The organism is Pseudomonas sp. W2I6, assembly GCF_030815935.1.
GTDB lineage: Bacteria > Pseudomonadota > Gammaproteobacteria > Pseudomonadales > Pseudomonadaceae > Aquipseudomonas.
The window spans coordinates 3639514-3662864 of the sequence record NZ_JAUSXJ010000001.1 but is presented as its reverse complement, the minus strand read 5'-3'; the positions used below and the strand labels follow the sequence as shown (position 1 = coordinate 3662864).

The 23351-nt window shown below is 61.4% G+C and carries 22 protein-coding genes and 2 pseudogenes; 10 read left to right on the top strand and 14 right to left on the bottom strand.

Annotated features, from left to right (window positions below):
- Positions 1 to 18: 18 nt before the first annotated feature.
- The 6 genes from QF039_RS17105 to QF039_RS17080 are packed head-to-tail and all read right to left on the bottom strand — an operon-like array spanning position 19 to position 4943.
- Positions 19 to 366 (bottom strand): L-rhamnose mutarotase, encoded by a 348-nt coding sequence (locus QF039_RS17105; protein ID WP_307519638.1) that lies wholly within the window; start codon positions 364 to 366, stop codon positions 19 to 21.
- The gene (locus QF039_RS17100) at positions 363 to 1136 is read right to left on the bottom strand and encodes an SDR family oxidoreductase (RefSeq protein WP_219405856.1); all 774 of its coding nucleotides are present in this window, start codon (positions 1134 to 1136) and stop codon (positions 363 to 365) included. Before QF039_RS17100 ends, QF039_RS17105 begins: the two co-directional genes overlap by 4 nt.
- Positions 1133 to 1993, bottom strand: a complete 861-nt coding sequence (locus QF039_RS17095) for an amidohydrolase (RefSeq protein ID WP_177023247.1) — start codon at positions 1991 to 1993, stop codon at positions 1133 to 1135. Before QF039_RS17095 ends, QF039_RS17100 begins: the two co-directional genes overlap by 4 nt.
- 37 nt (positions 1994 to 2030) lie before the next feature.
- The gene (locus QF039_RS17090) at positions 2031 to 3308 is read right to left on the bottom strand and encodes an L-fuconate dehydratase (RefSeq protein ID WP_008432761.1); all 1278 of its coding nucleotides are present in this window, start codon (positions 3306 to 3308) and stop codon (positions 2031 to 2033) included.
- 20 nt (positions 3309 to 3328) lie between these two features.
- Positions 3329 to 4174: a fumarylacetoacetate hydrolase family protein gene (locus tag QF039_RS17085; protein WP_307519634.1), complete on the bottom strand. Its 846-nt coding sequence runs from the start codon at positions 4172 to 4174 to the stop codon at positions 3329 to 3331.
- Between the two features lie 28 nt (positions 4175 to 4202).
- On the bottom strand, positions 4203 to 4943 hold the full coding sequence (locus QF039_RS17080; protein WP_307519632.1) for an SDR family oxidoreductase: 741 nt from the start codon (positions 4941 to 4943) through the stop codon (positions 4203 to 4205).
- Between the two features lie 234 nt (positions 4944 to 5177).
- Between QF039_RS17080 and QF039_RS17075 the strand changes: the two genes are divergently transcribed.
- From QF039_RS17075 to QF039_RS17050, 6 genes and pseudogenes are all read left to right on the top strand, one after another.
- The gene (locus tag QF039_RS17075; RefSeq protein ID WP_008432767.1) at positions 5178 to 5939 is read left to right on the top strand and encodes a FadR/GntR family transcriptional regulator; all 762 of its coding nucleotides are present in this window, start codon (positions 5178 to 5180) and stop codon (positions 5937 to 5939) included.
- Positions 5936 to 6925: a diaminopimelate epimerase gene (locus QF039_RS17070; protein WP_102369449.1), complete on the top strand. Its 990-nt coding sequence runs from the start codon at positions 5936 to 5938 to the stop codon at positions 6923 to 6925. Before QF039_RS17075 ends, QF039_RS17070 begins: the two co-directional genes overlap by 4 nt.
- A 311-nt stretch (positions 6926 to 7236) precedes the next feature.
- The gene (gene tssI / locus QF039_RS17065) at positions 7237 to 9279 is read left to right on the top strand and encodes a type VI secretion system tip protein TssI/VgrG (RefSeq protein ID WP_307519629.1); all 2043 of its coding nucleotides are present in this window, start codon (positions 7237 to 7239) and stop codon (positions 9277 to 9279) included.
- Complete coding sequence (locus QF039_RS17060) at positions 9279 to 10121, top strand: DUF4123 domain-containing protein (protein WP_307519628.1); 843 nt, start codon at positions 9279 to 9281, stop codon at positions 10119 to 10121. The genes tssI and QF039_RS17060 overlap by 1 nt, the downstream gene beginning before the upstream one ends.
- Before the next feature lie 67 nt (positions 10122 to 10188).
- Positions 10189 to 10731, top strand: coding sequence for a hypothetical protein (locus QF039_RS17055; RefSeq protein ID WP_307519626.1), 543 nt, complete (start codon positions 10189 to 10191; stop codon positions 10729 to 10731).
- Positions 10732 to 10779: 48 nt separating this feature from the next.
- Positions 10780 to 12931 (top strand): annotated as a pseudogene (locus tag QF039_RS17050) (lipase family protein).
- Positions 12932 to 12933: 2 nt separating this feature from the next.
- On the opposite strand, the gene codA reads toward QF039_RS17050, so the two are convergent.
- The 7 genes from codA to QF039_RS17015 form a co-directional block, all read right to left on the bottom strand.
- Positions 12934 to 14169 (bottom strand): cytosine deaminase, encoded by a 1236-nt coding sequence (codA, locus tag QF039_RS17045; protein ID WP_003219538.1) that lies wholly within the window; start codon positions 14167 to 14169, stop codon positions 12934 to 12936.
- Positions 14170 to 14196: 27 nt separating this feature from the next.
- Positions 14197 to 15414, bottom strand: coding sequence for a PucR family transcriptional regulator (locus QF039_RS17040; RefSeq protein WP_177055335.1), 1218 nt, complete (start codon positions 15412 to 15414; stop codon positions 14197 to 14199).
- Positions 15411 to 16679, bottom strand: a complete 1269-nt coding sequence (codB, locus tag QF039_RS17035) for a cytosine permease (RefSeq protein ID WP_307519624.1) — start codon at positions 16677 to 16679, stop codon at positions 15411 to 15413. Before codB ends, QF039_RS17040 begins: the two co-directional genes overlap by 4 nt.
- Before the next feature lie 201 nt (positions 16680 to 16880).
- On the bottom strand, positions 16881 to 17504 hold the full coding sequence (locus QF039_RS17030) for an NUDIX hydrolase (protein ID WP_003219544.1): 624 nt from the start codon (positions 17502 to 17504) through the stop codon (positions 16881 to 16883).
- 10 nt (positions 17505 to 17514) lie between these two features.
- Entirely contained in the window at positions 17515 to 17967 is a 453-nt protein-coding gene (locus QF039_RS17025) for a GNAT family N-acetyltransferase (RefSeq protein WP_307519623.1), read from the bottom strand.
- Positions 17968 to 18056: 89 nt separating this feature from the next.
- Positions 18057 to 18413 (bottom strand): 6-carboxytetrahydropterin synthase QueD, encoded by a 357-nt coding sequence (queD, locus tag QF039_RS17020; RefSeq protein WP_003190259.1) that lies wholly within the window; start codon positions 18411 to 18413, stop codon positions 18057 to 18059.
- A 180-nt stretch (positions 18414 to 18593) separates the two neighbouring features.
- The gene (locus tag QF039_RS17015; protein ID WP_307519621.1) at positions 18594 to 19673 is read right to left on the bottom strand and encodes a patatin-like phospholipase family protein; all 1080 of its coding nucleotides are present in this window, start codon (positions 19671 to 19673) and stop codon (positions 18594 to 18596) included.
- A gap of 159 nt (positions 19674 to 19832) precedes the next feature.
- On the opposite strand from QF039_RS17015, the gene QF039_RS17010 reads away from it, so the two are divergent.
- The 4 genes and pseudogenes from QF039_RS17010 to QF039_RS16995 all read left to right on the top strand — a co-directional run bounded on the left by QF039_RS17010 (position 19833) and on the right by QF039_RS16995 (position 22446).
- Complete coding sequence (locus QF039_RS17010) at positions 19833 to 20141, top strand: PepSY domain-containing protein (RefSeq protein WP_003219548.1); 309 nt, start codon at positions 19833 to 19835, stop codon at positions 20139 to 20141.
- Positions 20141 to 20465 (top strand): annotated as a pseudogene (locus QF039_RS17005) (PepSY domain-containing protein). The gene QF039_RS17010 and the pseudogene QF039_RS17005 overlap by 1 nt, the downstream one beginning before the upstream one ends.
- Positions 20465 to 21133: a response regulator transcription factor gene (locus QF039_RS17000; RefSeq protein ID WP_003219550.1), complete on the top strand. Its 669-nt coding sequence runs from the start codon at positions 20465 to 20467 to the stop codon at positions 21131 to 21133. The pseudogene QF039_RS17005 and the gene QF039_RS17000 overlap by 1 nt, the downstream one beginning before the upstream one ends.
- Positions 21130 to 22446, top strand: a complete 1317-nt coding sequence (locus QF039_RS16995) for a sensor histidine kinase (RefSeq protein WP_177048423.1) — start codon at positions 21130 to 21132, stop codon at positions 22444 to 22446. Before QF039_RS17000 ends, QF039_RS16995 begins: the two co-directional genes overlap by 4 nt.
- Before the next feature lie 88 nt (positions 22447 to 22534).
- On the opposite strand, the gene QF039_RS33755 is transcribed toward QF039_RS16995, so the two are convergent.
- On the bottom strand, positions 22535 to 23290 hold the full coding sequence (locus tag QF039_RS33755; RefSeq protein WP_371132963.1) for a methyl-accepting chemotaxis protein: 756 nt from the start codon (positions 23288 to 23290) through the stop codon (positions 22535 to 22537).
- Positions 23291 to 23351: the final 61 nt, after the last annotated feature.

Sequence of the window (23351 nt, the reverse complement as noted above, 5' to 3'; positions counted from 1 at the left end):
CGTGCGATGCAGCGGTTATCAGGGTTGGTCGGTGAGGCAGAAAATCTGCTCCAGGGGCTGCCATTTGCCGCCGGGGTCAGTCCACGGCGTGGGGGCCTGGAAGCGCCACATCAGGGTTTCCCAGGCTTGCACGTCGGGGTTGGCGCGTGCAGCGTGGTCCAGCCCTTCGAAGCTGAACCCGGCCGCGGTGTCCATGACCATGAACAGCCGCGTGCCCAGGCGCCAGATCTGCATTTCCAGGATTTGCCGGCTGCGCAGATGCTCTGCCACGGCAGGCCAGATGCGTCGATGCAGCTGCTGGTACTCGGCGATCAATGCCGCATCGTCGATCAGGTCCAGGGCCAGGCAGTAACGTTGGCCGCTCATGTCAGCGCCCGGTCGAGGTGGGTGTAGCCTCCATCCACCACCAGCCACTGTCCGGTGGTGTGGGAGGCGCGGGGTGAGAGCAGGAACAGCACGCTGTCGGCAATTTCCTCGGGAGTGGTCATCCGTTTGCCCAAGGGGATTTTTTCGACGATGGCGGCGAGCTTGGCCTCGGGGTTGTCGAAGCCGTCGATCCAGCGTTGATACAGCGGCGTCAGCACCTCGGCGGGCACCACGGCATTGACCCGGATGCCGAACTCCAGCAAGGAGGCGGCCCATTCCCGGGTCAGTGACAGCTGCGCACCTTTTGCGGCGGTATAACCGCTGGTACCGCCCTGGCCGGTGAGGGCCGTCTTGGAGCTGATATTCACGATTGCCCCGCGGCTGGCCTTGAGGGCATCGAGGCACAAGTGGGTCATCAAGTAGTAATGAATCAGGTTCTTTTCCAGGGATTCGACGAACGCTGCACGGCCCGCATCCAGGCCCACGCCGTCGTTGACCCCGGCGTTGTTCACCAGGCCGTCGATGCGTCCGAAACGTCGCAACACTTCGTTGACGGCTGCGCGGCAGGCGTCCTCATCGCGCAACTCGACACGGATGAAGTGGCTTTGACCGTGCTGCTCAAGCTCGGCCGCGAAGGCCGGCGACAACGGTTGATGGCCGAAAATTACCGGGATTGCGCCTTCGGCAACCAATCCCAGGGAAATGGCGGCGCCAATCCCCGAGCCGCCGCCGGTGACGATGATCACGCGGTCCTGCAAATGCAGATTCATGGGCAGTTTCCTTCAAGGTGATAGACCCGCTGGGCCGTGCCGCCCCAGATGGCCTGCTGTTCATCGGGCGACAGTGGGCCGAGGGTCTGTTGCAGCAATTGGCAGGTGCCCTGGTATTCCCCGGCCAGCAGGCACACCGGCCAGTCCGAACCGAACATCAGGCGCTCGGCGCCGAACAATTCCAGCGCCAGTTCGATGTAGGGGCGCAGGGCTCGGGCGTTGCGTTGCTCGGGCCCGGCTTCGGTGAGCAGGCCCGACAGCTTGCAACTGACGTGGGGCAGGGCGGCCAGTGGCGCCAGGTGTTCGGCCCAACCGACGGGGCCGTTGGCGATGTCAGGTTTGCCCAGGTGGTCCAGCACCAGATGATGCCGGTCGTGGCGCTGGCACAGGGCTGTCGCGGCGTCGAGGTCGGCGCAGCGGATCAGCACTTCGTAGACGTAGCCTTGTTGCTGCAGGTGTTGCAGGCCACGGGAGAACTTCGCGTCAGCCATAAAGCTGGCAGGCGTAGGCTCATCCTGAATCTGATGCCGAAAGCCCTTGAGTCCCGGTGCGTCGCGCCACTGTTCCAGGTGCTGTTCCAGGCGTGGGTCGCACAGGTCGACCCAGCCGACGACGCCGAGTATCCATGGGTGCTGCCGCGCCATTTCCAGCAGCGCGTCGGTTTCCTGCTCACCGGCGCGGGCTTGCACGGCAATGCAGCCATCCAGGTCGGCAGCGTCGAGCAACGGCCGCAAGTCCTGTGGGAGAAAGTCCCGCCGCAGGTCAGCCTCAGCCGTACCGATCCACGGATAATCAGCGGCCCGGTAGCGCCAGAAATGCTGGTGCGCATCGAGCCTCAAAGGTGATGGGGACGACATTGTTATTGTGCTCCGTCCATTCAAATTGCGGTTCAGCTCACGGCCGGTGGCGGTATTGCTCCCGGGACGCGGCTTTCATCTGGATCGAAAAGCCCGGCGCCTTCGGCGGCAGATAGGCCGCACCGCGCACCACGCAAGGTTCCTCGAAATGCTCGTGCAAATGGTCGACATACTCGATCACCCGGCCTTCGTGGGTGCCGGCAATGCACAGGTAGTCGATCATCGAAAGGTGCTGCACGTACTCGCAAAGCCCGACACCGCCGGCATGCGGGCACACGGGCAGGCCATATTTGGCCGCCATCAGCATCACTGCCAGCACCTCGTTCACCCCACCCAGGCGGCAGGCGTCAATCTGCACCACGTCGATGGCTTCGCGCATGATCAATTGCTTGAAGATGATCCGGTTCTGGCACATCTCGCCGGTGGCGACCTTGACCGGCGCCACGCCCAGGCGAATCTTGCGATGGCCTTCGATATCGTCGGGGCTGGTGGGTTCCTCGATGAACCACGGCTTGGCAAACGCCAATTCGCGCACCCAATCGATGGCGGTGTCGACTTCCCACACCTGGTTGGCGTCAATCATCAATTGGCGGTCCGGGCCCAATACTTCGCGGGCGATGCGTACGCGCCGCAGGTCATCCTGCAAGTCGTGGCCGACCTTGAGCTTGACGTGGTTGAAGCCGGCATCTACCGCTTCCTGGCACAGCCTGCGCAGCTTTTCGTCGCCGTAACCGAGCCAGCCGGCGGAGGTGGTGTAGCAGGGGTAGCCGTTGGCTTGCAGGTCGGCCAGGCGTTCAGCCTTGCCTTCGGCGCGTTGGCGCAGCAAGGCCAGGGCTTCGCTGGAGGTGATGCAGTCGGTGATGTAGCGGAAATCGATGCAGCGCACCAGCTGTTCCGGGCTCATGTCGGCGACCAGGCGCCACAGGGGTTTTCCTTCGGCCTTGGCCCACAAGTCCCACGCGGCATTGACGATCGCGCCGGTGGCCAGGTGAATTGCGCCCTTGTCCGGGCCGATCCAGCGCAACTGGCTGTCACTGGTGACATGCCGCCAGAAGCGGCCCATGTCTTCGGCGATCCATTCCAGGGTCAAGCCCACCAGCAGCGGCTGCATGGCCTGGATCGCCGCGCAGCAAATCTCGTTGCCACGGCCGATGGTGAAGGTCAGGCCATGGCCTTCAAGGGCCGGGTTGTCGGTCTGCAAAATCACATAGGCGGCCGAGTAGTCCGGGTCCGGGTTCATGGCGTCGGAACCGTCCAGGGACTGGGACGTAGGAAAGCGGATATCTTCGACGCGAATCGCGGTAATGGTAGTCATGAACGGCTCCTAGTCTCTTGTCAGGCGTCGACCGTGGTCTGGTTCTGTTCGCCGAGGCCTTCGATACCCAGGCGGATTTTTTGCCCGGGCTTGAGGTAGACCGGCACTGGCTTGATCCCCAGGCCGACACCGGGCGGGGTGCCGGTGGAAATCACATCCCCCGGTTGCAGGCTCATGAACTGGCTGAGGTAGCTGATCAGTTTGGGGATTTGGAAAATCATCGTGCGGGTGTTGCCGTTCTGGTAGCGGTGGCCGTCGACTTCCAGCCAGATCGACAGTTGGTGCGGGTCGGCGATCTCATCGCGGCTGACCAGCCAGGGGCCGAGCGGGCCGAAGGTGTCGCAGCCCTTGCCCTTGTCCCAGGTGCCGCCGCGTTCCAGCTGGAACTCGCGCTCGGAGACATCGTTGATCACGCAGTAGCCGGCCACGTGCTGCATGGCCTGGCTTTCCTCGATGTAGCGGCCACCCTGGCCGATCACCACGCCCAACTCCACTTCCCAGTCGGTCTTGGTGGAGTGGCGGGGGATTTCGATGTTGTCGTTGGGGCCGACGATGGCGCTGGTCCACTTGTTGAAGATGATCGGTTCGTCAGGGATGGGGGCGCCGGTTTCGGCAGCGTGATCGGCGTAGTTCAGGCCGATGCAGATGAATTTTCCTACCTGGCCGACACAGGCGCCCAAACGCTGATTGCCCGGTACCAGGGGCAGGCTCGCGGGGTCGAGTTCTTGCAGGCGAGCGAGGTTTTGCGGGAGCAGGGCGTCTCCGGCGATATCACTGATGTGGGCGGACAGGTCACGCAGACGTCCATCAGCGTCCAGCAGGGCCGGGCGTTCCTGACCTTTTTCACCATAGCGCAGCAATTTCATGAGCAATCCTCTTATTGGAAGTGGGCGGTCAGTTGCTCCAGCCGCCGTCAATGATCTGGGTGGTGCCGGTGGTAAACGCGCTGGCATCGGAGCCAAGGTACAGCGCCAGCTGGGCAATTTCCTGGGGCGTGCCCAGGCGTCCCATCGGCTGGCGCGCGGTGAAGGCGGCGTACACCTCGTCCTGTTGACGGCCTTCATGGCGGGCTTGTTCGACGATGCGTTGCTGCAGCGAAGGCGACTCCACGGTGCCCGGGCAGATAGCGTTGCAGCGGATGCGCTGGGTGACAAAGTCGGCCGCGACGGATTTGGTCAGGCCGATGACGGCCGCCTTGCTGGCGCAATAGGCAAAGCGGTTGGGCACGCCCTTGAGGCTGGAGGCCACCGACGACATGTTGATGATCGAGCCGCCGCCCGCCGCCAGCATCCCCGGCAGAAACGCGCGGATCATGCGGTACATGGCGGTGACGTTCAGGTCCAGGGCAAACGTCCAGTCGCTTTCCGGGCATTCGAGAATATTGCCGGCGTGCACCACGCCTGCGCAGTTGAACAGCACGTCGAGCGGGCCGATCTCGGCAGCAAGGCGTTGAATAGCGCTGGCGTCGGTGACGTCGAGCAAGACCGTTTGCGCGCCCGACAAGTCAGCGAGCGCCTGTTGATTGATGTCGGCTGCAATCACTTCGGCCCCTGCCGTCAGATAGGCTTCGACGCTGGCGCGGCCAATGCCCTGGGCGGCGGCGGTGATCAGCACGCGTTTACCGGTGAGGTCCATGACAGACTCCCTTGATTATTGTTATTGGCTCAATGGTCAGGCCATTGAGGGCGTGAAACACCTGCATCTGCGGCATAGCGAACCCTGGTGGGTTTGCTATGATCAGCACACTGGAAACGATCCAATGGTCAGGCCATTGATCCAATTTTTAGCATGGGTCATCCCGGTCAACAAGCGGCTTTTTTGCGGGTTGATCGCTTTGACCGTGCTGTGCATGAATCGAGCTGAGCCTAGATGCCATTTCAAGTGATTGATAACCAACGTCTTTATCGACAGATTGCCGACCAGTTGCGGGCGTTGATCGACAGCGGAGAATTTCCGCCGGGCAGTCGACTTCCCGCTGAGCGTGAACTTGCCAAACTGCTGGGCGTGAGTCGCGCTTCCGTGCGTGAGGCGATGATTGCCCTGGAGGTGATCGGCCTGGTAGACGTGCGGGTGGGCAACGGCGTGCTGGTGTGTGAACCCGTGCAACCGACAGTCAGCCAGGAACCGGTGATGGCCCAGGCCACCCGGGATCAATGGAAAGAGTTCGATCCGGAACTCAACCTGCACGTCGACTTCAATGCCGAGATTCCACCGTTTTCCCTGCTCCAGGCCCGTCGCCTGATTGAGCCGGAAGCCGCCGCCCTGGCCGCCAAACATGCCACCGACGAAGAGCTGGCGGGGATCCGCGAGGCCTTCGAGCGTAATGTGCAGGACAACCGCGACGGTTCCCATACCCATCCGGGCGATCGCCTGTTTCACATTCGCATCGCCCAGGCCTCGGGCAATCCGGCGTATGCGTTGATGATTGCGCATTTGCTGGGGCATCGTTACGGCAGCATGTTCCAGCGGTTGCAGGCGCATTACACCTCGGACGACATGCCCCATCGCTCGGAAGACGAGCACCGCAAGATCCTCGATGCACTGGAATTGCGAGACGTGGAGGGTGCGCGACAGGCGATGCGCAAGCACCTGGAAGAGGTGGTACGAATCTTTATGCGGACTGCGCAATGAGCGTTTTCTATGACGCCCGCGGCAATATCTACGGCGTAGTGAGCCCGGAGCATTTACGCAGCAAGGGTATCGACGTGCCGGACCGTGCCGACTTGGCCGCTGGCACCCGAGGTGTTTGGGCATTGGCGGCGATTGCCGCCGAGTGCGGTTGGGATGAGTTGCCGCGCCCGGCAGAGGCCAAGGCGCATCGCTGTGACGGCTTGTTGGTGGGGCCGTTCCAGGCCGCGCCGCCTTTTGACCTGTTGATCGTCAACACCGACGGTTCCCTGGCCGAACGCAGTGGCAATGGCCTGACGATCTTCGCCCAGTCGTTGACCGACCAGGGATTGATGGCGCAAGGCTGTGAGTTGCGGGTGCATCACGACAAGACAGACGCACTGTCGCCGGTGGTTACGCGGGTTGAGCCGGCGGAGTACGAACAGGTGCAGGGCTTTTGGCTGGCGCTGGGGCGTCCCGAGTTCGGGCCTTTGGCGGTAGGGGCTGTTGGTGTGGGCGCGGTCTCGCTTGAGGGAACTGAGGTGAGCCATGTTTCGCCACTGGCTGCGCTCAACCCCGAGTGGAATCACAGCCAGTTTGTGCGTGTGGGCAACCCGCATTGTGTGACGCTGGTACAGGACGCGTCAGCGTTGCCGGACAACGCCCAGTTGCATCGATCAGCCTGGTTCGATCCGCTGAGGGCGATTGCTTTCGCACCACCTGCCGGGGCCGGCCAACCTTGTATTTCCGGGGTCAACCTGCAATGGGTCGCCCGGGATTCAGGCAATCGCGTGATCGCGCGGGTGTTTGAGCGTGGTGAGGGGCCCACGGCGTCCTCCGGGACCAGCGCCAGTGCGGTGGCATGCGCCGCCTGGTCTGTAGGATGGGTGACGGCGGGTCAGGTGGCGGTGGTGATGCCGGGCGGTACCGCACCCGTACGGTTGCAAGCAGAGCCGGGTGAGTTGCTGAGCGTTAGCCTGTTCGGGACTGCGCGGCTGCAGGAAGTTTGAAAAAGGCAGTGGCGGGCTTAATCATCTTTGTCAGCTGTTTCTCTATAAATAAGCAGCTCTGGTGAATGGTGGTGTAAGAGTATTCTCGTTAGTCAGTACTGGCTGTTTAACTGCATTTCTGTATTTATAAAAGACCCTTCCAATATCAATGTACGAATCTTCTTTTTTATTTTGAGGCGGCCGAATTTCGCCTGAAATCGCTAGTATTCCTGGGGTTCAGGCACTTTTTATCGGCTTCGAATTGAGTGGCTTTATCTGCGTTTTACGGGAGAAGTTATTTCAGCTCGACAATGAATGGCGGGTAACAACGGATGTTCAATACGCTTGTTTCGTCACGTTTCAAACTGGTCGTTGCAGGAATGAACCAGGCATTTCAGGTGCTGGCTTTTAAAGGCAGCGAAACGATTGACCAGCCTTTTTTCATTGAAGTGCAGTGGGTCAGTGAAAACCCCAGCCTGGATCTGGAGAAGTTACTTCACCAACCGGCCTATCTGGATTTTGGCGAGCCCGGTGAAGGCCTGCACGGGCAAATCTACAGCATTGGCCGGGAAGGCCCGGGGCAGCGGCTGACCCGCTACCACCTCACCCTTGCACCGCGCGTGGCGTACCTGGCCCATCGTTGCGACCAGCGGATTTTCCAGCAGCGCAGCGTGCCGCAAATTATCGCGGCAGTGCTTGAGCAGCACGGCATCCTTGCTGATGCCTATACCTTCGAACTGGGGCCGGTGGTTTACCCACCGCGTACGTTTTGTGTGCAATACGCGGAAACCGACCTGCACTTTATCCAGCGGCTGTGCGAGGAAGAGGGCATTCACTACCACTTTCGCCACAGTGCAGACGCCCATGTACTGGTGTTGGGTGATGACCAGACGGTGTTTCGTCGTTTGCCGGCGCAACGCTACTGCCCGGCCGGTGGCCCGACTGCCGAAACGCTGGTGATCCAGCGTTTCGATGTGCGCCTGGCCACGCGCAGTGCTCAGGTTGTTCGGCGTGACTACGACTTCGAACATCCGTCGCTGCGCTTGCAGGAGCAGGCCGGATCTTTCCCGGCACTTGAAGACTATCAATACCCTGCGGGATTCACGGGGCATCTGCGAGGTTCGCAGTTGGCCCGGCGTGGCCTGGAACGTCATCAACGCGACCGCCATCGGGCCCTGGGCCGCAGTGACCAGCCGGCTTTGCGCAGCGGGCATTTCCTGGAACTGCGCGGCCATCCGGACCGCACCTGTAATGACTTGTGGCTGATCACCGGCGTGCGTCACGAAGGCTATCAACCGCAGGTGCTGGAGGAGGCGGTGGTGGATGTCGAGGCATTCCACGGCTATCGCAATCGATTTACCGCAACGCCCTGGCGCGCCGCTTACCGCCCGCCGCTCAAGCACGTCAAACAGCGTATCAGCGGCAGCCAGACCGCAACCGTCACCGGGCCCGAGGGTGAAGACGTGCATTGCGACGCTCACGGCCGGGTGAAAATTCGCTTTCATTGGGACCGCCTGGACCAGCACGACGACAAGAGCAGCTGCTGGGTGCGTGTGGCGTCCGGATGGGCGGGTGACAGCTATGGCGCGGTGATGATCCCGCGTGTGGGCATGGAGGTACTGGTGACGTTCCTGGAAGGTGATCCAGACCGGCCAGTGATCAATGGTTGCCTGCCCAATACCTTGCAGCCTGTTGCCTATCCGTTGCCCCAACACAAGACCCGCAGTGTGCTACGCAGCCGCAGTTCGCCGGGCGGGACGGGGGCCAACGAGCTGCACCTCGAGGACCGCAGCGGCCAGGAACTCATCTACCTGCGCGCCCAACGCGATCTGGAGCAGCAGGTCGGCCACGACAGTCGGCTGGAGGTGGTGGGCGAACGTCGGGAAACCATCCACGGCTTGAGTGCCACCACCCTGGAAGACGAGGAACACCGCAGCATCGCCGGCGACCGCAAGGTTCGGCTTGGGGCTGATGATCACTTGCACGTGCAGGGCAACAGCCAGACCCTTGTCGGCCAGACCCTGGTGATCGAAGCGGGGCAACAGGTCCATCTGAAGGCGGGGGCCAACCTGGTTATCGATGCCGGTGCGCAGTTGAGCTTCAAGGCCGGTGGTGAGCATTTGCTGATTCAGGCTGGCGGGATTTTCAGCAGTCGGCCGATCACGTTGGGCGGTGCGCCTGCCGTGATTCGCACAGCCAACCCAGTTGGACCGGGTGACGTGGCTGCTTCGTCCGCATTTGCAGCGGATGGGCCGAAGGTTTCGGTTATCCAAGGCGTAGTCATGGAGCTGGCCAGAAGACTGGATGCGGACTTCTGTCCAGTGTGCGAGCGCTGCCGTGAAGGCCTGTGCGAATCCACGGGGAGGGCGGCTTGATGGAGATCGCGCCTGGCCAGTGGATGGCTGAACAGCAGCAGGCAGGGCGCCGGCTGTGCCTGGTTCTACAGGGTGAAAGCGATGCGCGTGGGGTACTGCTGGCGACACGTACGGTCGCTGAGTATCGCTGCCTCTATGGTGAAACCGTCGCATCGGAAATGGCAGCGGATGGGCCGATGCTCCTGTTGCTCGACCATGTCAGCGAGCCCGTATTGGTGGGTTTGCTGCAAAACCCCCAGCGTAATTGGGGCTGGTTGGGCAGCCTGCCTGGTGATGATTTATCGGGTGTTACCCGGCACTGGCGCGACAGGTTAGTGGTGGGAACGGCGGGCAGTCAGGCGCTGTACCGCTTCCACGATAACCGCACCTTGGCGCGGGCCTTGGTTCACCTGCCTGCTAGGGACTGGCCTGTTTTTCTCGGGCCGCTGATCGGCGTGTGTTACTGGCAGGGTGAGCGTTGGAGTTGTGTCGATAACCCGGCTCCGGGGGCGTATCCGGTACCCGATCCTGCGCCGTGGCTGGAGGTGCCGAATCCCCAGGCGGGAGTGATTCTGCAAGCCAATATCCTGCGTTACCTGCTGGCCGAGTACAGCGAGGCGTTGAGCGCACTGGTTGAGTTTCAAGACCCGAGAATCTGGTTGGCGCAGGTGCTGGAGCAAGCGCGGGCCTGGCAATGGGACAGGCCGGAACAGCTGGAGTTTTTGGTCGTGCGGCGGTTGTTGGAAGCCACTGGGGACGTGCTTATTCGATGGCAGCCGATGCGTGGGGAAGTGGCGGAGGATCATTTTCAGCGGGTGGTTGGGGAGTGGCGTCGGGTGGAGCGGGAGCAGCAGGATGCGTAGGGGAATTATGTCGGGCGTGTGGCGAGGGCTGTTCGTTTGCAGTGTGCTGGGTGTTTCAGGTTGTGTGATGAAGCCTGCTGATAGTTTCACTTTGGAGGTCGATTTACCGGCGAATTACAGACTCAGAGGTGATGCAACTTACGTCCCCGGAACAGGTGAGACTTGCACTTTACGATGGCGTCCAGGTGATCTGCCAGAGATCAAGATATTCGACGCTCTTGAGAAGTCGGTGGCGAATCGGGCGAGCTTCGAGTTGCCTCTGACGGAGACGGTGAACGGGTGTGCGTTAGTGCTGCGTTACATGACGTTTGATGTCTATGCGAAGTCGGCTGAGCACTTGTCGGACAGTGGGGGGGATTTTGCGTTTATCGGTGTGCATGATTGGGTCGAACCCCATATGTCTCGAATGCCGGGTGCAGGTACCTTGGAGGTGCCGGGGGCCTGTCAGTGGTTACTCAGGCCGGCAGGGCCAACGCAGGCGACTGATAACGTATTTCAATGCAACCTGGTGGATGCAAGAGGACTGCCGCCAACGACTGCAACGGGTGGCCGTGTGCAGCGTGATGAGCTGAACGGTAAAACGGTGAGGCTCGTGTTTGGGGAAATCTGATGGGGAGCGTACTTATCTTTAACTTTTACTGAATAAGGATATTCAGCGATGGCGCTTACAGAATGGAAACAACCCTTTTTCAGCGGGAAAATGCCGGCTTGTGCAGTGCGTGGATGTTGGCTGAGTTTTTGTCTGGTGGACGAATCAGGTGACGGAAACGCTTATGGGGGTCTTGCGTACAAGGTTTTTGACAGCACAGGTCAACAATATGCAGGTCGTTTGGATGGAAACGGTTTCGCAAAGTTGGACAACCCATATCGAGGGCCTGTGGTTCTGATCTTCGATGCGCCGTATGAAATGAGCGGGGATTACTACGCAACGTTGCAAACGCGTGGTTGTTACCCACTGCCTATCACCGAGCTTCAGGTGCGAGCCGAACAGACGCGGTTTTCACGTGTAGACGGGGAGCGCGTCGAGCGAAACCCGGCAGGGCGGGAAACAGGCAAATTCTATCAAGTCGAGGTCAGTGACTTGGTCTTGCACACTGCTCATTTGCCTCCCTTGGCGCCCAGAACCCATCGACCACCGCGGCATGCGCTCCGCATGCTGGCTGAACTTGGGTTTGGTCCCCCTCAGCCCAAGCTGACAGGGCTGGTTTTATTTCCTGACCTGCACACTGTGCTGGAGGTACGGCCGCTGCGTGCGCTACGCCCGTTGTTATCGATTGAAGACCAGTTCTGTGCCTTGAACCTTTATCAGTTGGCGCTTATGGCTACCTTGAGTTATTGCGATTTTGGGCAGGAACCGTCGACTCCGCCGATGGACCAGGTCAGCTTTCCCATAGAGCCCAGTGTGGGCAATTTTTTTTCCGAACAACTGTCGGGCTATCAGGAGGCTTGGAAGTTCGATTCCGACCAGGTGGAACACTTTTATCCCGTGTATGAAGACGTGCCGTACTCGCAACGATTCGAGGTGTTGCCTTTTGATCCTGAGTTGTATGAGCAAAATCGATCGGGGCAAGGAGAGTCCCCGGCCCACCCAGCGAAGCTGCATTTTTTTGATGACGAGGAGAATGGCACTGATACTCAGGCGTTTATCAGCCATCACGACCATGTGATCCTGATCGCAGTGCGGGGGCACTGCAAGCCGTTCCGATGGGCTGAGGGATGCCAATGCTCACCAGGTCGCTTTTGTCGAGGGTGTTGGTAAGGTTCATGAGGGCTTTTATGGCGCGTATCGGGCGATGCGTGATTTTGCGCTGCATTACCTCGACCGGTTCTACATAGGCCAGCGCATCATAATTTGTGGCCATAGTCTCGGCGGCGCCATAGCACTGCTGCTGGCAGAGTCTCTTAGGCGAATTCCAGGTTACGACCGCAACATCCTTCTTTACACCTATGGCGCTCCCCGCGCTGCCGACTCTGAGTTCGCTGACGGTGCTTCATCTTTGGTGCATCACCGCATCGTCAATCATAACGACCCGGTACCCAGCGTCCCGGCACCCTGGATGAACACAACTGCCAAACTCTGGATTCCCGGGCTTGTTACCCTGTTCAGCAATCCTGCACCTGCTGGCCTGCTGTTCGCACTTGGGTTGGTGCGGGTGGGCGGGAACGCCTATCAGCATCACGGCTCCCAGCAGCATTTCATGCCGATTGCCTTGCCCGACGGCACACAGTCTTCAATATTGTGGAACCCCGGGTGTGAGTCGATCGAAGAAGCTGCATGCAATCGCGCGATTCAACTCAGCGGTGATATGCCGGACCGGGCCAACCTGATCAAGCAGCTAGTCCAATACAAGCAGCACTTTATGACCGCAAGCTACATCCCGGCAGCCTGGGCGACGTTACGCCGCTGGCAGCAAACCGTGGACGCCGACGGAACACTGGTGACTGCGAGTGAATTTGAGCTGATCGAAAAAGCGCTGATCAGCATGCGGCAACAACTGCGGGAGAAAAAACGAGAACTGGACCGCTATCGACCGACCAATCAGCGTGGTTATGAAGATATCCAGGCATTGAGCATCGAAGCTGATCGTCTGCAAAGTAGTCGCGACCGCCTGGCAACCCTCCGCTGGCGCCGCCTCCAGGCCCGCGACGTCTACGGCAGCCACGCTTCATCCCCAACCCTGCAATCCAGCCTGAAACGCTGGTTCGCTCACCCGCAAAATCGCGTACTCACCCAAGTGGCGAGCATCCCGCCACAATCGGATGATGGCTGGGGAAAGCCACAAACCCTCGATATAGATTCAATCGTATGAGCCTACAAAAACTCCACCTGCGCCGGCCGGCGTTTCATCAACACTTTGCCCGCTCGAATCGAATACAACGGCAAGCCCTGGCTGCGAATCACTTCATAGTCGCTGTCTGCAGACAGGATCAACAGGTTCGCCGGGCGTCCCGGTTCCAGGCCATAACGATCCCCCAGGGCCATCGCCCGGGCGCTGTTGTCGGTGACCAGGTCGAGGGCACTTTGCAGGTTGCGGTAGCCAAGCATGTGGCAGATATGCAACCCGGCTTCCAGCACCCGCAAAATGTTGCCGTTACCCAAGGGATACCAAGGGTCGACGATGGAGTCCTGGCCGAAGCAGACGTTCATGCCAGCCTCCAGCAGTTCGTTGACCCGGGTCACGCCGCGGCGTTTGGGGAAAGTGTCGAAGCGGCCCTGCAGGTGGATGCTTTCGGTAGGGCAGGAGACAAAGCTTATGCCCGAATGCCCCAGCAGGCGGAAGAGTTTGGCGCAGTAAGCATTGTCGTAGGAGCCCATGGCCGTGGTGTGGCTGGCGGTCACGCGGGCGCCCATGTCACGGCTGCGGGCCTCTTCGGCCAGCACTTCAAGAAAGCGCGAGTGTGGGTCGTCGGTTTCGTCGCAATGCACATCGACCAGGCAACCGGTGCGTTCGGCCAGGTCCATCAGGAACTTCACCGAACTCACCCCTTGGTCACGGGTGTATTCAAAGTGCGGGATGCCGCCGATCACGTCGGCGCCCAGGCGAATGGCCTCTTCCATCAGCTCGCGGCCATTGCGGTAGGACTCGATGCCTTCCTGGGGGAACGCGACGATTTGCAGGTCGATCAGGTGGCCGCTTTCCTCGCGTACTTCAAGCATGGCCTTGAGCGCGGTGAGGTCCGGGTCGGTGACGTCGACATGGGTGCGCACATGCTGGATGCCATGGGCGGCCAGGGTCTGGATGGTTTTTTTGGAGCGGGTCTTGGTGTCTTCCAGGGTGATGGTGGCCTTGCGCTCGCCCCAGCACTCGATGCCTTCAAACAGGGTGCCGCTCATGTTCCAGCGCGGCTCGCCGGCGGTCAGGGTGGCATCGAGGTGAATGTGCGGCTCGACGAAAGGCGGGACCACCAGGTTGCCGGCGGCGTCCAGGTCGTCGGGGCCTGCCAGGGGGGCAGCGCCTTGTTGGGTGATGCTGGCGATCCGGCCGTGTTCCAGGTGCAGATCATGCAGGCCTTCGCGGTTGCGCAGGCGGGCGTTGATGATGTGCATGGGCAAGTTCCTCTTGGCAAAAAACAGTCAGGCAGACAGCCGCCAGATCATCAGCGCGATGCCGATGTCCAGGCGGTCATAAGCATTGTCCAGCGTCAGCCCGCACAGGGCTTCGATACGCTGGACGCGATGCGTCAGGGTGTTGCGGTGAACCGCCAGCCGTTGGGCTGCGGCCACAAGGTTACCATTCTCGTGGAACCAGGCCTCCAGGGTCGGCATCAGGCTTGGGCCATGGTGCAGGTCGTGGCGCAGCAGCGGCCCCAGGCGTTCGTTGAGGAACTGATCGAGCAGGGCGCGATCACGTACGCCACTGAGCAGCTTGAGCACGCCCAACTCATCGTAGACACACAGCCCGGCGCGTTCACTGAACCGTCGCGCAGCGGCCAATGCCTGGCGCGCCTCATCCAGGGCCTGGGCCAGGCGCGCGGGTGGGTGCGCGGCAGCACTCAGGCCGATAAACAGTTTCAACGGTGCCAGGCGCAGATTCAGTGCCTTCAACCAACCCGCCAACGACTGACGGTTGGCCAATGCCGCACCCGCGTCTATCGCAGGCAGCAACAACGTCCATTGTCCGGCACGCCCCAGCACGGGCAGGCGCGACGGATGCTGCGCAGCAAACTGGCGCAGACGGCGGGTAATCGCATCGTGTTGTCGGGCAAGCTGCGCCTCGACCACTGGCGCCTCACCTTGGGCAAACAGCGCGTCGCTGCCGTCCAGTTGCAACTGGACGAGTTGCCAATGGCCGGCCAGCGGCATGTCCAACTGCGCAGCGCGGTGCAGCAGCAAATCCAGGGATTGGTAATCACCGGCCAGCAGGCGCTCCAGCACATCGTGTCGCGAGCGCCCCAACTGCTGCGACTGGATCAACGCCGAACCGATGGCCTGGGTCACCAGTACCATCTTCAACGAGTAAGGCTGTTCGATCAGCGGCATGCCCGCCGCTTGCGCCGCTTCCAGCAAACGCTGAGGAATCGCCTGGATATAGTCCGGCCCCGTGAGGATCACCAGGCCGGCGACCTGGCGCTGACAGGCTTCGTCCAGCAGCACCAACAGATTGGCCTCGTCCCGTGGATGATTGATGCCGGTGACGAACACCAGTTCGCCCCCCAGCACCCATTCGGCGATCCCGCTGTTTTCTGCGACATAGGGCCAGCGCACCGTGTTCTCCAGGCCGGCTTCCCCGGCCCGCAGGCACATCGATTCAAGGCCGGGCAAGGCCAGCACATCGGCGACTGTCAGGCTCATGCCTGGACGTCAGCCAAAGGTGCCCGCACCCGCAATACGCTGGTCAGCACGATGTAGGTCAGGGACGCCGCCACGATCCCCACCAACGGCGCCACCAAGGGTGAATGAAAGGCCAGCACCGTACCCACGGCATAGGCGATCAGCCCTGGCCAGTTGAAGGCCGGCAGGCGTGTATCGGCCAGGCGCGGATAGTGGCCGCGGTAGCGATAGAAGAAATCCGCCATGATCACCCCGCCAATCGGTGGGATCACCGTGCCCAGCAGGATCAGGTAGGGCACCAGCATGTCGTACATGCCCAGCAACGCCAGCAGGGTGCCGATCACCGCACCGGCCAGGGTCACCGTTTTGCGGCGCTTGGTGCGCAGCAGGTTGCAGCCGGCGACGGCGAAGTTGTAGATGGTGTTGTCCTGGGTGCTCCAGATATTCAGCAACAGCATCGCCATGGCCGCCATGGCGAAGCCTTGTAGCAGCAACACTTCGACCACGTCGGGCTGCTGGTAGACGATGGCGCCATAGGCACCGATCAACACCATCAAGCCGTTGCCGATAAAGAAGCCGATCAGGCTGGCCAGCACCGCGACCCTGGCCGAGCGTGAGAACCGCGTCCAGTTGGTAGCCTGGGTCGCGCCGCTGACAAAGGTGCCGAACACCAGCGTGATAGCCGTGGACATGTCCAGCTCACCGGTCGGCACCACTGCCAGCAGTCCATCGAGCCCGCCGACCTTGACGGTGGCGACCCACATCGACAGAAACAACAAAATACCCATGGCCGGCACGGCGATGTAGGACAGAATCTCCAACCCGCGATAGCCCACGTAGGCCGTCGCGCAGAACACCATGCCAAACAGCACCATCAGCCCGAGTACGCTGCCCTGGCTCAACTCGAAATACTTGCCCAGTACTACGGCTGCGGTGGCGGTGCCCCAGGCGTACCAGCCGATCTGGGTAAAACCGAGAATCAAGTCGCTCAGCTTGCTGCCCACTTCACCGAAGCAGAAACGCCCCATCAATACTGAATTCAAACCGCTCTTGAACGCGATGTAACCCAGGCCTGCGGCGTAGATACCCAACAGCAGGTTACCCAGGGCCACGACGCCGAGCATCTGGGTAAAGCTGAAGGCCACCCCCAGCTTGCCGCCGGCGAACATGGTCGCGGTAAAAAAGGTAAAGCCCAGCAGCACCATGGCGGTGGAGGCCAGGCCTTTGCGGGCATGCATGGGCACCTCGCTGAGAGGGTAGTCATTGCCCGGTTCGTTCTGCGTCATGTGCCGTTCTCCCTGAATGAGTGACGCAGGCCTGTTGCACCCGTCGTGCCAAGTGCGAGGCAGTGACGGGCGCACGGTCAGGACTGTGCAGGTTGCACAGTATTTATAGCCAAACAGGGGAAACACGCAGGCGGGATTGGTCTTTCTGCCCACTCAGGCGCGAAAGCGGTGCAGGGTGATACAAATTGGATCACCCGTTATTCAATCGAACAGGGTGTGAGTGGTCTGCCCGCGATGAAAGGCAAAAGCGGCCTCAAGGTCGCTTTCAATGGTGCGGCCACGGGACAGCGGCGGCAGATCGTCCAGACTGAAGAAGCCAACTTCGGTGGTTTCGAAACCGGCCGCCGGCGCCAGTTGATCAACCCGTTCGCACAGAAAGTAGAGTTTGTAGAAGTCCCGGATATCCGGCCGGTACAAGCCTTTGGCCTTGTGGGTGACGCTGTACAGCGCCTTGGCCGTGACCGTCAGCCCGGCCTCTTCGCGAATTTCCTTGACGATGTTTTCAGCCGCCGACAAACCAATATCCGCATAACCGCCGGGCAATGCCCAGCAGCCATCCGTGAGCTCGCGGACCAACAGGATCCGGTCACCGTCAATCACTGCGCCCCGCACATCAATCATGGGCGTCGAATAACGTTTGGCAAAATCCGGCACCAGCCCGGTGATGCGCTCCAGCGGTACTTCGCCCAATTGCGCCAGCATGCTGTGGGCAATCTGGGCGATTTCCTCGAGGCGCTCGCGCTCGAAGTCATCGGTGCAGAAGTGCAGCCCCGTGGAGGCCAATGCTTGCAGGCGCTTGGCCTGGGCCAGCCAGATGTTTTCCATGGGAGCTCCTTCAGTGCGAGGCGGTGAGGTCTTTTTGCATGTAGACCCGACGCAGGCCGTTTTCCTCGGCCCGGTGGGTTTCCACATAGCCTTTGCGGGTGTACAGCGCGATGTTTTCGGTCATCGCTTCATTGGTGTAGAGACGGATGGAGCCATGCCTGGCCTGGCGTTCCGCGAAGTCCAGCAACAGGCGCCCGTAACCCAAGCCCTGGGCGCCGGGGTCGACGGCCAGGTTATCCAGCAGCAGGTACTCATCGTGATGAATCAGTACGACAAAGCCGCGGACCTGGCCCGCACTCTCCAGCACATGCACCCGTTCGGCAGCGACCTGCTGGCGATAGTCATCCAGCATCGGCCCTGGCTTGCGCCCGATTCGCTGGATGTAAGGGGAGTAGGCGGCGTGGACGATCGCTTCAATAGCGGCGATATCGTCGACGGTAGCGGGGCGGATATGGGTTGGCATCGCAGCGCTTCCTGTACAAGAGGCCACGACTGTAAGGGAGTCACTGGCATAAAAAAACCACCGCAAGGGTGGTTTTTTACATCGCCGGCTTATTCGCCGCGATAGATGCAGCCGCTGGTGCAGGTCTCATGGATGCGAATCGCGCTGAGTTCCGGCAACAGCGGTTTCAGTTCATTCCAGATCCACTTGGCCAGCACTTCGCTGGTCGGGTTTTCGAGGCCCGGGATGTCGTTGAGGTAGTTGTGGTCGAGGCGTTCGTAGAGCGGCTTGAAAATCGCCTTGATCTCCGAGAAGTCACGGATCCAGCCGGTGTGCGGGTCGAGGTCGCCGCTGAGGTGGATCGCCACCTTGAACGAATGGCCATGCAGGCGCCCGCATTTGTGGCCTTCCGGAACATGGGGCAGGCGGTGGGCGGACTCGAAGGTAAACTCTTTGAAGATTTCCACAGGGTTTTTCAGCTCGGTGAGGTGTCTGGCAGGCGGCGAGTTTAACAGTTTGTCGCGGCCGCGCGCATACCGCGTAGCAGCTGTCGAGCCATGGCGAGGCTGCGTTTGCGATTTGTCTGGCAAACCGAGGTGCTGCCGACGCAGCCTCGCTTGGGCTCGACAGCTGCTACGGAGAGGGCGCTAGAGAGCCAGCAGGCGTTCGCCCAATTGGCCATTGTCGGCCAGTTGCAGAAACTCATCCCCCAGCCGCTGGCTTTCGCTCATTGCGGTTTGCCAGTACTTGTTGCGGCCCGGGTCATCCCCCATGAAGCGCTTGAAGTCACTGCGGTCCGGCAGTTTGCCGTGGGGCAGTCGCGCCAGGTATTCCTTCGACGGCGCCAGCAGCAGGACATCCTGCAAACCCTGTTGATTGGCGCGGCGCCACGGCAAGCCTTTGTCGAACCAGCCGGGAATGACCCGGTCGGTGAAGTGCGGGTACAGCACGATGTCATCGCCGTGGTAGGGCAGGTCGAGGTGATAGTCCAGCAGGCCGCCATCGCGGTAAGTGCCTTGGCCTGCACCCGGCAGGTCGCGTACGCCTTGCATCACCATGGGGATCGAGCCCGACGCCAGCAAGGCCTGGCGCAGGTTGCCCAGTTCCAGATCAAGGAAGCGCGACGGGAAATCCTTGAGCGCATGCAGCGGTGGCGGCTGGCGTGGGTCGTGGACGATCAGCCGTTCGAAGTGCCGGGACAACCGCGCGCGGCCCCTCAGGTTGTCGGCGATCACCGAGGACAACCCCAAACCAAGCCGACCGCGATGATCGTCGGCGAGCAGGCCATGGCTTTTGACCACCATGATGTTCAGCCGGTAGTGCGGGTTGTCGAGCACGCGGGCATCGCGGCCGGCCAGCAAGTCATCGAGCATGCGCACGCAGCTCTGGCTGACTTCGGCCATGGTCACGCCTTTGGCAAAGCTTTGTTCGTTGTACAGCCGGCCCAGGTCGAGCAGGCCTTGCATCGGGTCGGGCAGGCACGCACTGGCAAACCGCCAGGAGCCTATCGAGGCGCCGATCAGCGCACGCTCGCGGGGCGCCCGGGGCAGCCAGTCACCAAACAGCGCCAGGTCCAGACCCTGGATGCCCAGCGCCTTGGGCCCGCCGGCAGCGCCGGGAAGGATGCCGACGTCCGCAGGCGCAAGCCACTGCTCACGAATGCGTGCAAAAGCGCGTTTACCGGCCTTGAGGGTCAAGGCGGGGAACTTCATATGGATAGCAGTCATACCGGTCTCATTTACCGCGAGCAGGGCAGTATAGAAAATCTTGCCCGGTTGCAGGCAAAGGTCTCGCAGAGAATTGCCATGGTGGCAATTCAGTTTCAGTTAAGTTGGATCCAGTACCGTGAGCCCCGTAGGCAAAATATCCCGAAACGGAGACTCACCATGAAAACCCTCACAGCCTTGATCGCCAGCAGTATCATCGCCCTCACCGCAGGCGTCGCCCAGGCTCGCGACCTGGGGCCGGACGAAGCACTGAAGTTGCGCGACGCTGGTACCATTGTGTCTTTCGAGAAGCTCAACGCCACGGCGTTGGCCAAACATCCCGGCGCCACCGTGCATGAAACCGAGCTTGAAGAGGAATACGGCAAGTACCTTTATCAGGTTGAACTGCGCGACGCCCAGGGCGTCGAGTGGGACCTGGAATTGGACGCTGTCACCGGCGCCGTCCTCAAGGATCATCAGGATACGTAATGAAGGTAAATCTACGCACCAGCGTTCAAGTGGCGCTGGTGCTCCTGGCATTTTGCTCAGGCCTGGCCGCTCGTGACCTGGGCCAGGACGAGGCGCTTCGCCTGCGCCAGGAGGGTGTGATCGCGCCGCTTGAGCATCTGCTGGGCCCGGCTTTCGAGCGCTACCCCGGGCGCCAAGCTGCTGGACGCCGAGCTTGAAGAGCACAAGGATCGCCCTGTGCGCTATATCTATGAAATCGAACTATTGACGGTGGAAGGCGTAGTGCGCGAGATCGAACTCGATGCCAACACCGGTCAACTGCTCAAAGACAAGGAAGACGACTGATGCGCCTGCTGCTGGTGGAAGACCACGTACCCCTGGCCGATGAGTTGATGGCCGGGCTCAATCGCCAGGGCTATGCCGTCGACTGGCTGGCGGACGGGCGCGATGCGGTGTATCAGGGGCGCAGCGAACCCTACGACCTGATCATCCTTGACCTCGGCCTGCCGGGTTTGCCCGGGCTTGAGGTGTTGACGCAATGGCGTGCCGCCGGCCTGGCCACGCCGGTGCTGATCCTCACTGCCCGCGACTCCTGGGCCGAGCGCATCGAAGGGCTCAAGGCCGGGGCCGACGACTACCTCAGCAAACCGTTCCATCCCGAAGAGCTGCACCTGCGTATCCAGGCCTTGCTGCGTCGTTCCCATGGCCACGCCAATCAGCCCACCTTGCAGGCTGCCGGCTTGCACCTGGATGAGGGTCGCCAGTGTGTGATGCGTGATGGCGAGGAGATCCAGCTGACCGCGGCCGAGTTTCGGCTGCTGCGTTACTTCATGCTGCACCCCGAGCAAATCCTTTCAAAAAGTCACCTGGCCGAACATTTGTACGATGGCGAGACCGAGCGTGACTCCAATGTGTTGGAGGTCCACGTTAACCACCTGCGCCGCAAGTTGGGCCGCAGCGTGATCGAGACCCGGCGCGGCCAGGGTTACCGGTTTGGCGCCAGCCCGGCATGAAGTCGATCCAGCGGCGCCTGAGCCTGGGGCTGATCAGTGTGATGGTGATCGTCGGCCTGGTGCTGGCGCAGACCAGCCTGTGGCTGTTCGAAATGGGCCTGCAACGTTACCTGGAGTCCGGCTTGCGCAACGACAGCGAGAACCTGCTGGTGGCGCTGGTGCGCGGGCCGGCGGGGGTGCAACTGGATGAGCAGCGGTTGTCTCCCGCGTACCAGCGTCCGTTTTCCGGGCACTATTTCCGTATCGACTTTGCCGACACCCATTGGCGTTCCCGCTCGCTGTGGGACCAGGAACTGCCGCAGTTGCCCCACGCCGGGCTCAAGGGCAACCTGCAGTTGGGGCCGGAAGGCCAGCAGTTGCTGGTACTGCGTTCGGACTACAAACGGTTTGGCCAGTCGATTTCCATCAGCGTGGCCCAGGACTACACACCCGTCAGAGAAAGCTTTCGGCTGATGCGCCAGATCGGCCTGGTGCTGGGGCTGGCGGCGCTGTTGCTGATCCTGATTCTGCAACGGGTCACCGTGCGCCGCGCCTTGCGCCCGCTGGAGACCGCACGCAACCAGATCGCCCAACTGCAGCAGGGCCAGCGCTCGCAACTGGATACCCAAGTGCCGGTGGAGCTGGAGCCGCTGGTGGCGCAGATCAACCATCTGCTGGCCCACACCGAAGACAGCCTCAAGCGCTCGCGCAATGCCCTGGGCAATCTCGGCCATGCCTTGAAAACCCCGTTGGCGGTGTTGTTGAGCGTGGCATCCAGTGAACAGCTCAAGGACCATCCGCAACTGAGCAAGCTGCTGCGGGAACAGTTGGAGCAGGTGCAGCAACGGCTTAATCGTGAACTCAATCGTGCCCGCCTGGCCGGAGAGACACTGCCGGGTGCCTTGTTCGATTGCGACGGCGAATTACCGGGGTTGCTTGCGACCCTGAACATGATCCATGGCGAACACCTGGATTTGAGTTACCGCGTGCCGCCCGGTTTGCAATTGCCGTGGGACCGCGAAGACCTGCTGGAACTGTTGGGCAACCTGCTGGACAACGCGTGTAAATGGGCGGACGCGGAGATTGTGTTGAGCATCGGCGAAACCCCGGAAGGCTTTCGGTTGGCTGTCGAAGATGACGGGCCGGGGATTCCCGAGAGCCAGCGTGATCAGGTGTTCAGCCGAGGCACGCGGTTGGATGAGCAGACTGACGGGCATGGTCTGGGGCTGGGGATCGTGCGGGATATTGTCGAGGTGTGGGGCGGGGTGCTTCTGTTGCAGGAGAGCGAGCTGGGCGGGTTAAAGGTCATCATCGACCTGCCACGCCGCCAGTGAACACAAACGTAGCAGCTGTCGAGCCTCGCCAAGGCTCGACAGCTGCTACGGGATACTCGGGCTGATTGCCGGAGTATCCCGCAACTCATCAAACCCTGAACTGATCCATCAGGCCCTGCTGCTGATTCGCCAGGCTGTTCAACGCCTGGCTGACCCGCGCCGATTCATTCGCTTGCTCGGACAACGACTCCGTCACATCTCGAATCGTCGCCACGTTGTTGTTGATCTCCTCGGCCACCGCACTTTGCTCTTCGGCGGCGCTGGCGATCTGCAGGTTCATGTCGCTGATTACCGTTACCGCATCGCCGATCTGGCGCAAGGCGGTCACGGCCTGGCCCACTTGTTCGACGCTGCCCTGGGCCTGGCGATGGCTGTTGCTCATGGAACCGACCACTTCCTGGGTACCGCTTTGCAGTTGCTCGATCACCAGGCGGGTTTCTTCCACCGACTCCTGGGTACGTCGCGCCAGGTTGCGCACTTCATCGGCGACCACCGCAAAACCACGACCGGCTTCACCCGCGCGGGCGGCCTCGATAGCGGCGTTCAGTGCCAGCAGGTTGGTCTGCTCGGCGATTGCACGAATCACTTCCAGTACCGAACCGATCTTCTCGCTGTTGGCCGCCAGTCCTTCAACCTGGGTCATCGCGGTGCTCATATCCGCCGCCAGGTGGCCGATGCTGGTGGTGGTGCGGTCGATCACGGTCAAACCTTCACGCGTCGCCTGATCGGCATCGCGGGCAGCCTGGGCGGCTTGCGCGGCACTGCGGGCGACGTCCTGGGCGGTGGCGCTCATCTCGTGGGAGGCGGTGGCCACCTGGTCGACCTGACGGTATTGCTGCTCCATGCCGGCACTGGTTTCAGTGGCGATGGCGGCCGACTGGTCGGCGGTGCCACGGGCGTCCTGC

Coding starts and splice junctions, on each gene's coding strand:
- QF039_RS17075 (WP_008432767.1), top strand. CDS start 5,178: ATGCCATTTCAAGTGATTGATAACCAACGTCTTTATCGACAGATTGCC.
- QF039_RS17080 (WP_307519632.1), bottom strand. CDS start 4,943: ATGGACCTCACCGGTAAACGCGTGCTGATCACCGCCGCCGCCCAGGGC.
- QF039_RS17100 (WP_219405856.1), bottom strand. CDS start 1,136: ATGAATCTGCATTTGCAGGACCGCGTGATCATCGTCACCGGCGGCGGC.
- QF039_RS17085 (WP_307519634.1), bottom strand. CDS start 4,174: ATGAAATTGCTGCGCTATGGTGAAAAAGGTCAGGAACGCCCGGCCCTG.
- QF039_RS17090 (WP_008432761.1), bottom strand. CDS start 3,308: ATGACTACCATTACCGCGATTCGCGTCGAAGATATCCGCTTTCCTACG.
- QF039_RS17070 (WP_102369449.1), top strand. CDS start 5,936: ATGAGCGTTTTCTATGACGCCCGCGGCAATATCTACGGCGTAGTGAGC.
- QF039_RS17030 (WP_003219544.1), bottom strand. CDS start 17,504: ATGGAAAACATCTGGCTGGCCCAGGCCAAGCGCCTGCAAGCATTGGCC.
- QF039_RS17000 (WP_003219550.1), top strand. CDS start 20,465: ATGCGCCTGCTGCTGGTGGAAGACCACGTACCCCTGGCCGATGAGTTG.
- QF039_RS17010 (WP_003219548.1), top strand. CDS start 19,833: ATGAAAACCCTCACAGCCTTGATCGCCAGCAGTATCATCGCCCTCACC.
- QF039_RS17040 (WP_177055335.1), bottom strand. CDS start 15,414: ATGAGCCTGACAGTCGCCGATGTGCTGGCCTTGCCCGGCCTTGAATCG.
- QF039_RS17105 (WP_307519638.1), bottom strand. CDS start 366: ATGAGCGGCCAACGTTACTGCCTGGCCCTGGACCTGATCGACGATGCG.
- QF039_RS16995 (WP_177048423.1), top strand. CDS start 21,130: ATGAAGTCGATCCAGCGGCGCCTGAGCCTGGGGCTGATCAGTGTGATG.
- QF039_RS17095 (WP_177023247.1), bottom strand. CDS start 1,993: ATGTCGTCCCCATCACCTTTGAGGCTCGATGCGCACCAGCATTTCTGG.
- tssI (WP_307519629.1), top strand. CDS start 7,237: ATGTTCAATACGCTTGTTTCGTCACGTTTCAAACTGGTCGTTGCAGGA.
- codA (WP_003219538.1), bottom strand. CDS start 14,169: ATGCACATCATCAACGCCCGCCTGCGCAACCGCGAAGGCCTGCATGAT.
- QF039_RS17055 (WP_307519626.1), top strand. CDS start 10,189: ATGAAGCCTGCTGATAGTTTCACTTTGGAGGTCGATTTACCGGCGAAT.
- QF039_RS17025 (WP_307519623.1), bottom strand. CDS start 17,967: ATGCCAACCCATATCCGCCCCGCTACCGTCGACGATATCGCCGCTATT.
- QF039_RS33755 (WP_371132963.1), bottom strand. CDS start 23,290: ATGGAGCAGCAATACCGTCAGGTCGACCAGGTGGCCACCGCCTCCCAC.
- QF039_RS17060 (WP_307519628.1), top strand. CDS start 9,279: ATGGAGATCGCGCCTGGCCAGTGGATGGCTGAACAGCAGCAGGCAGGG.
- codB (WP_307519624.1), bottom strand. CDS start 16,679: ATGACGCAGAACGAACCGGGCAATGACTACCCTCTCAGCGAGGTGCCC.
- QF039_RS17015 (WP_307519621.1), bottom strand. CDS start 19,673: ATGACTGCTATCCATATGAAGTTCCCCGCCTTGACCCTCAAGGCCGGT.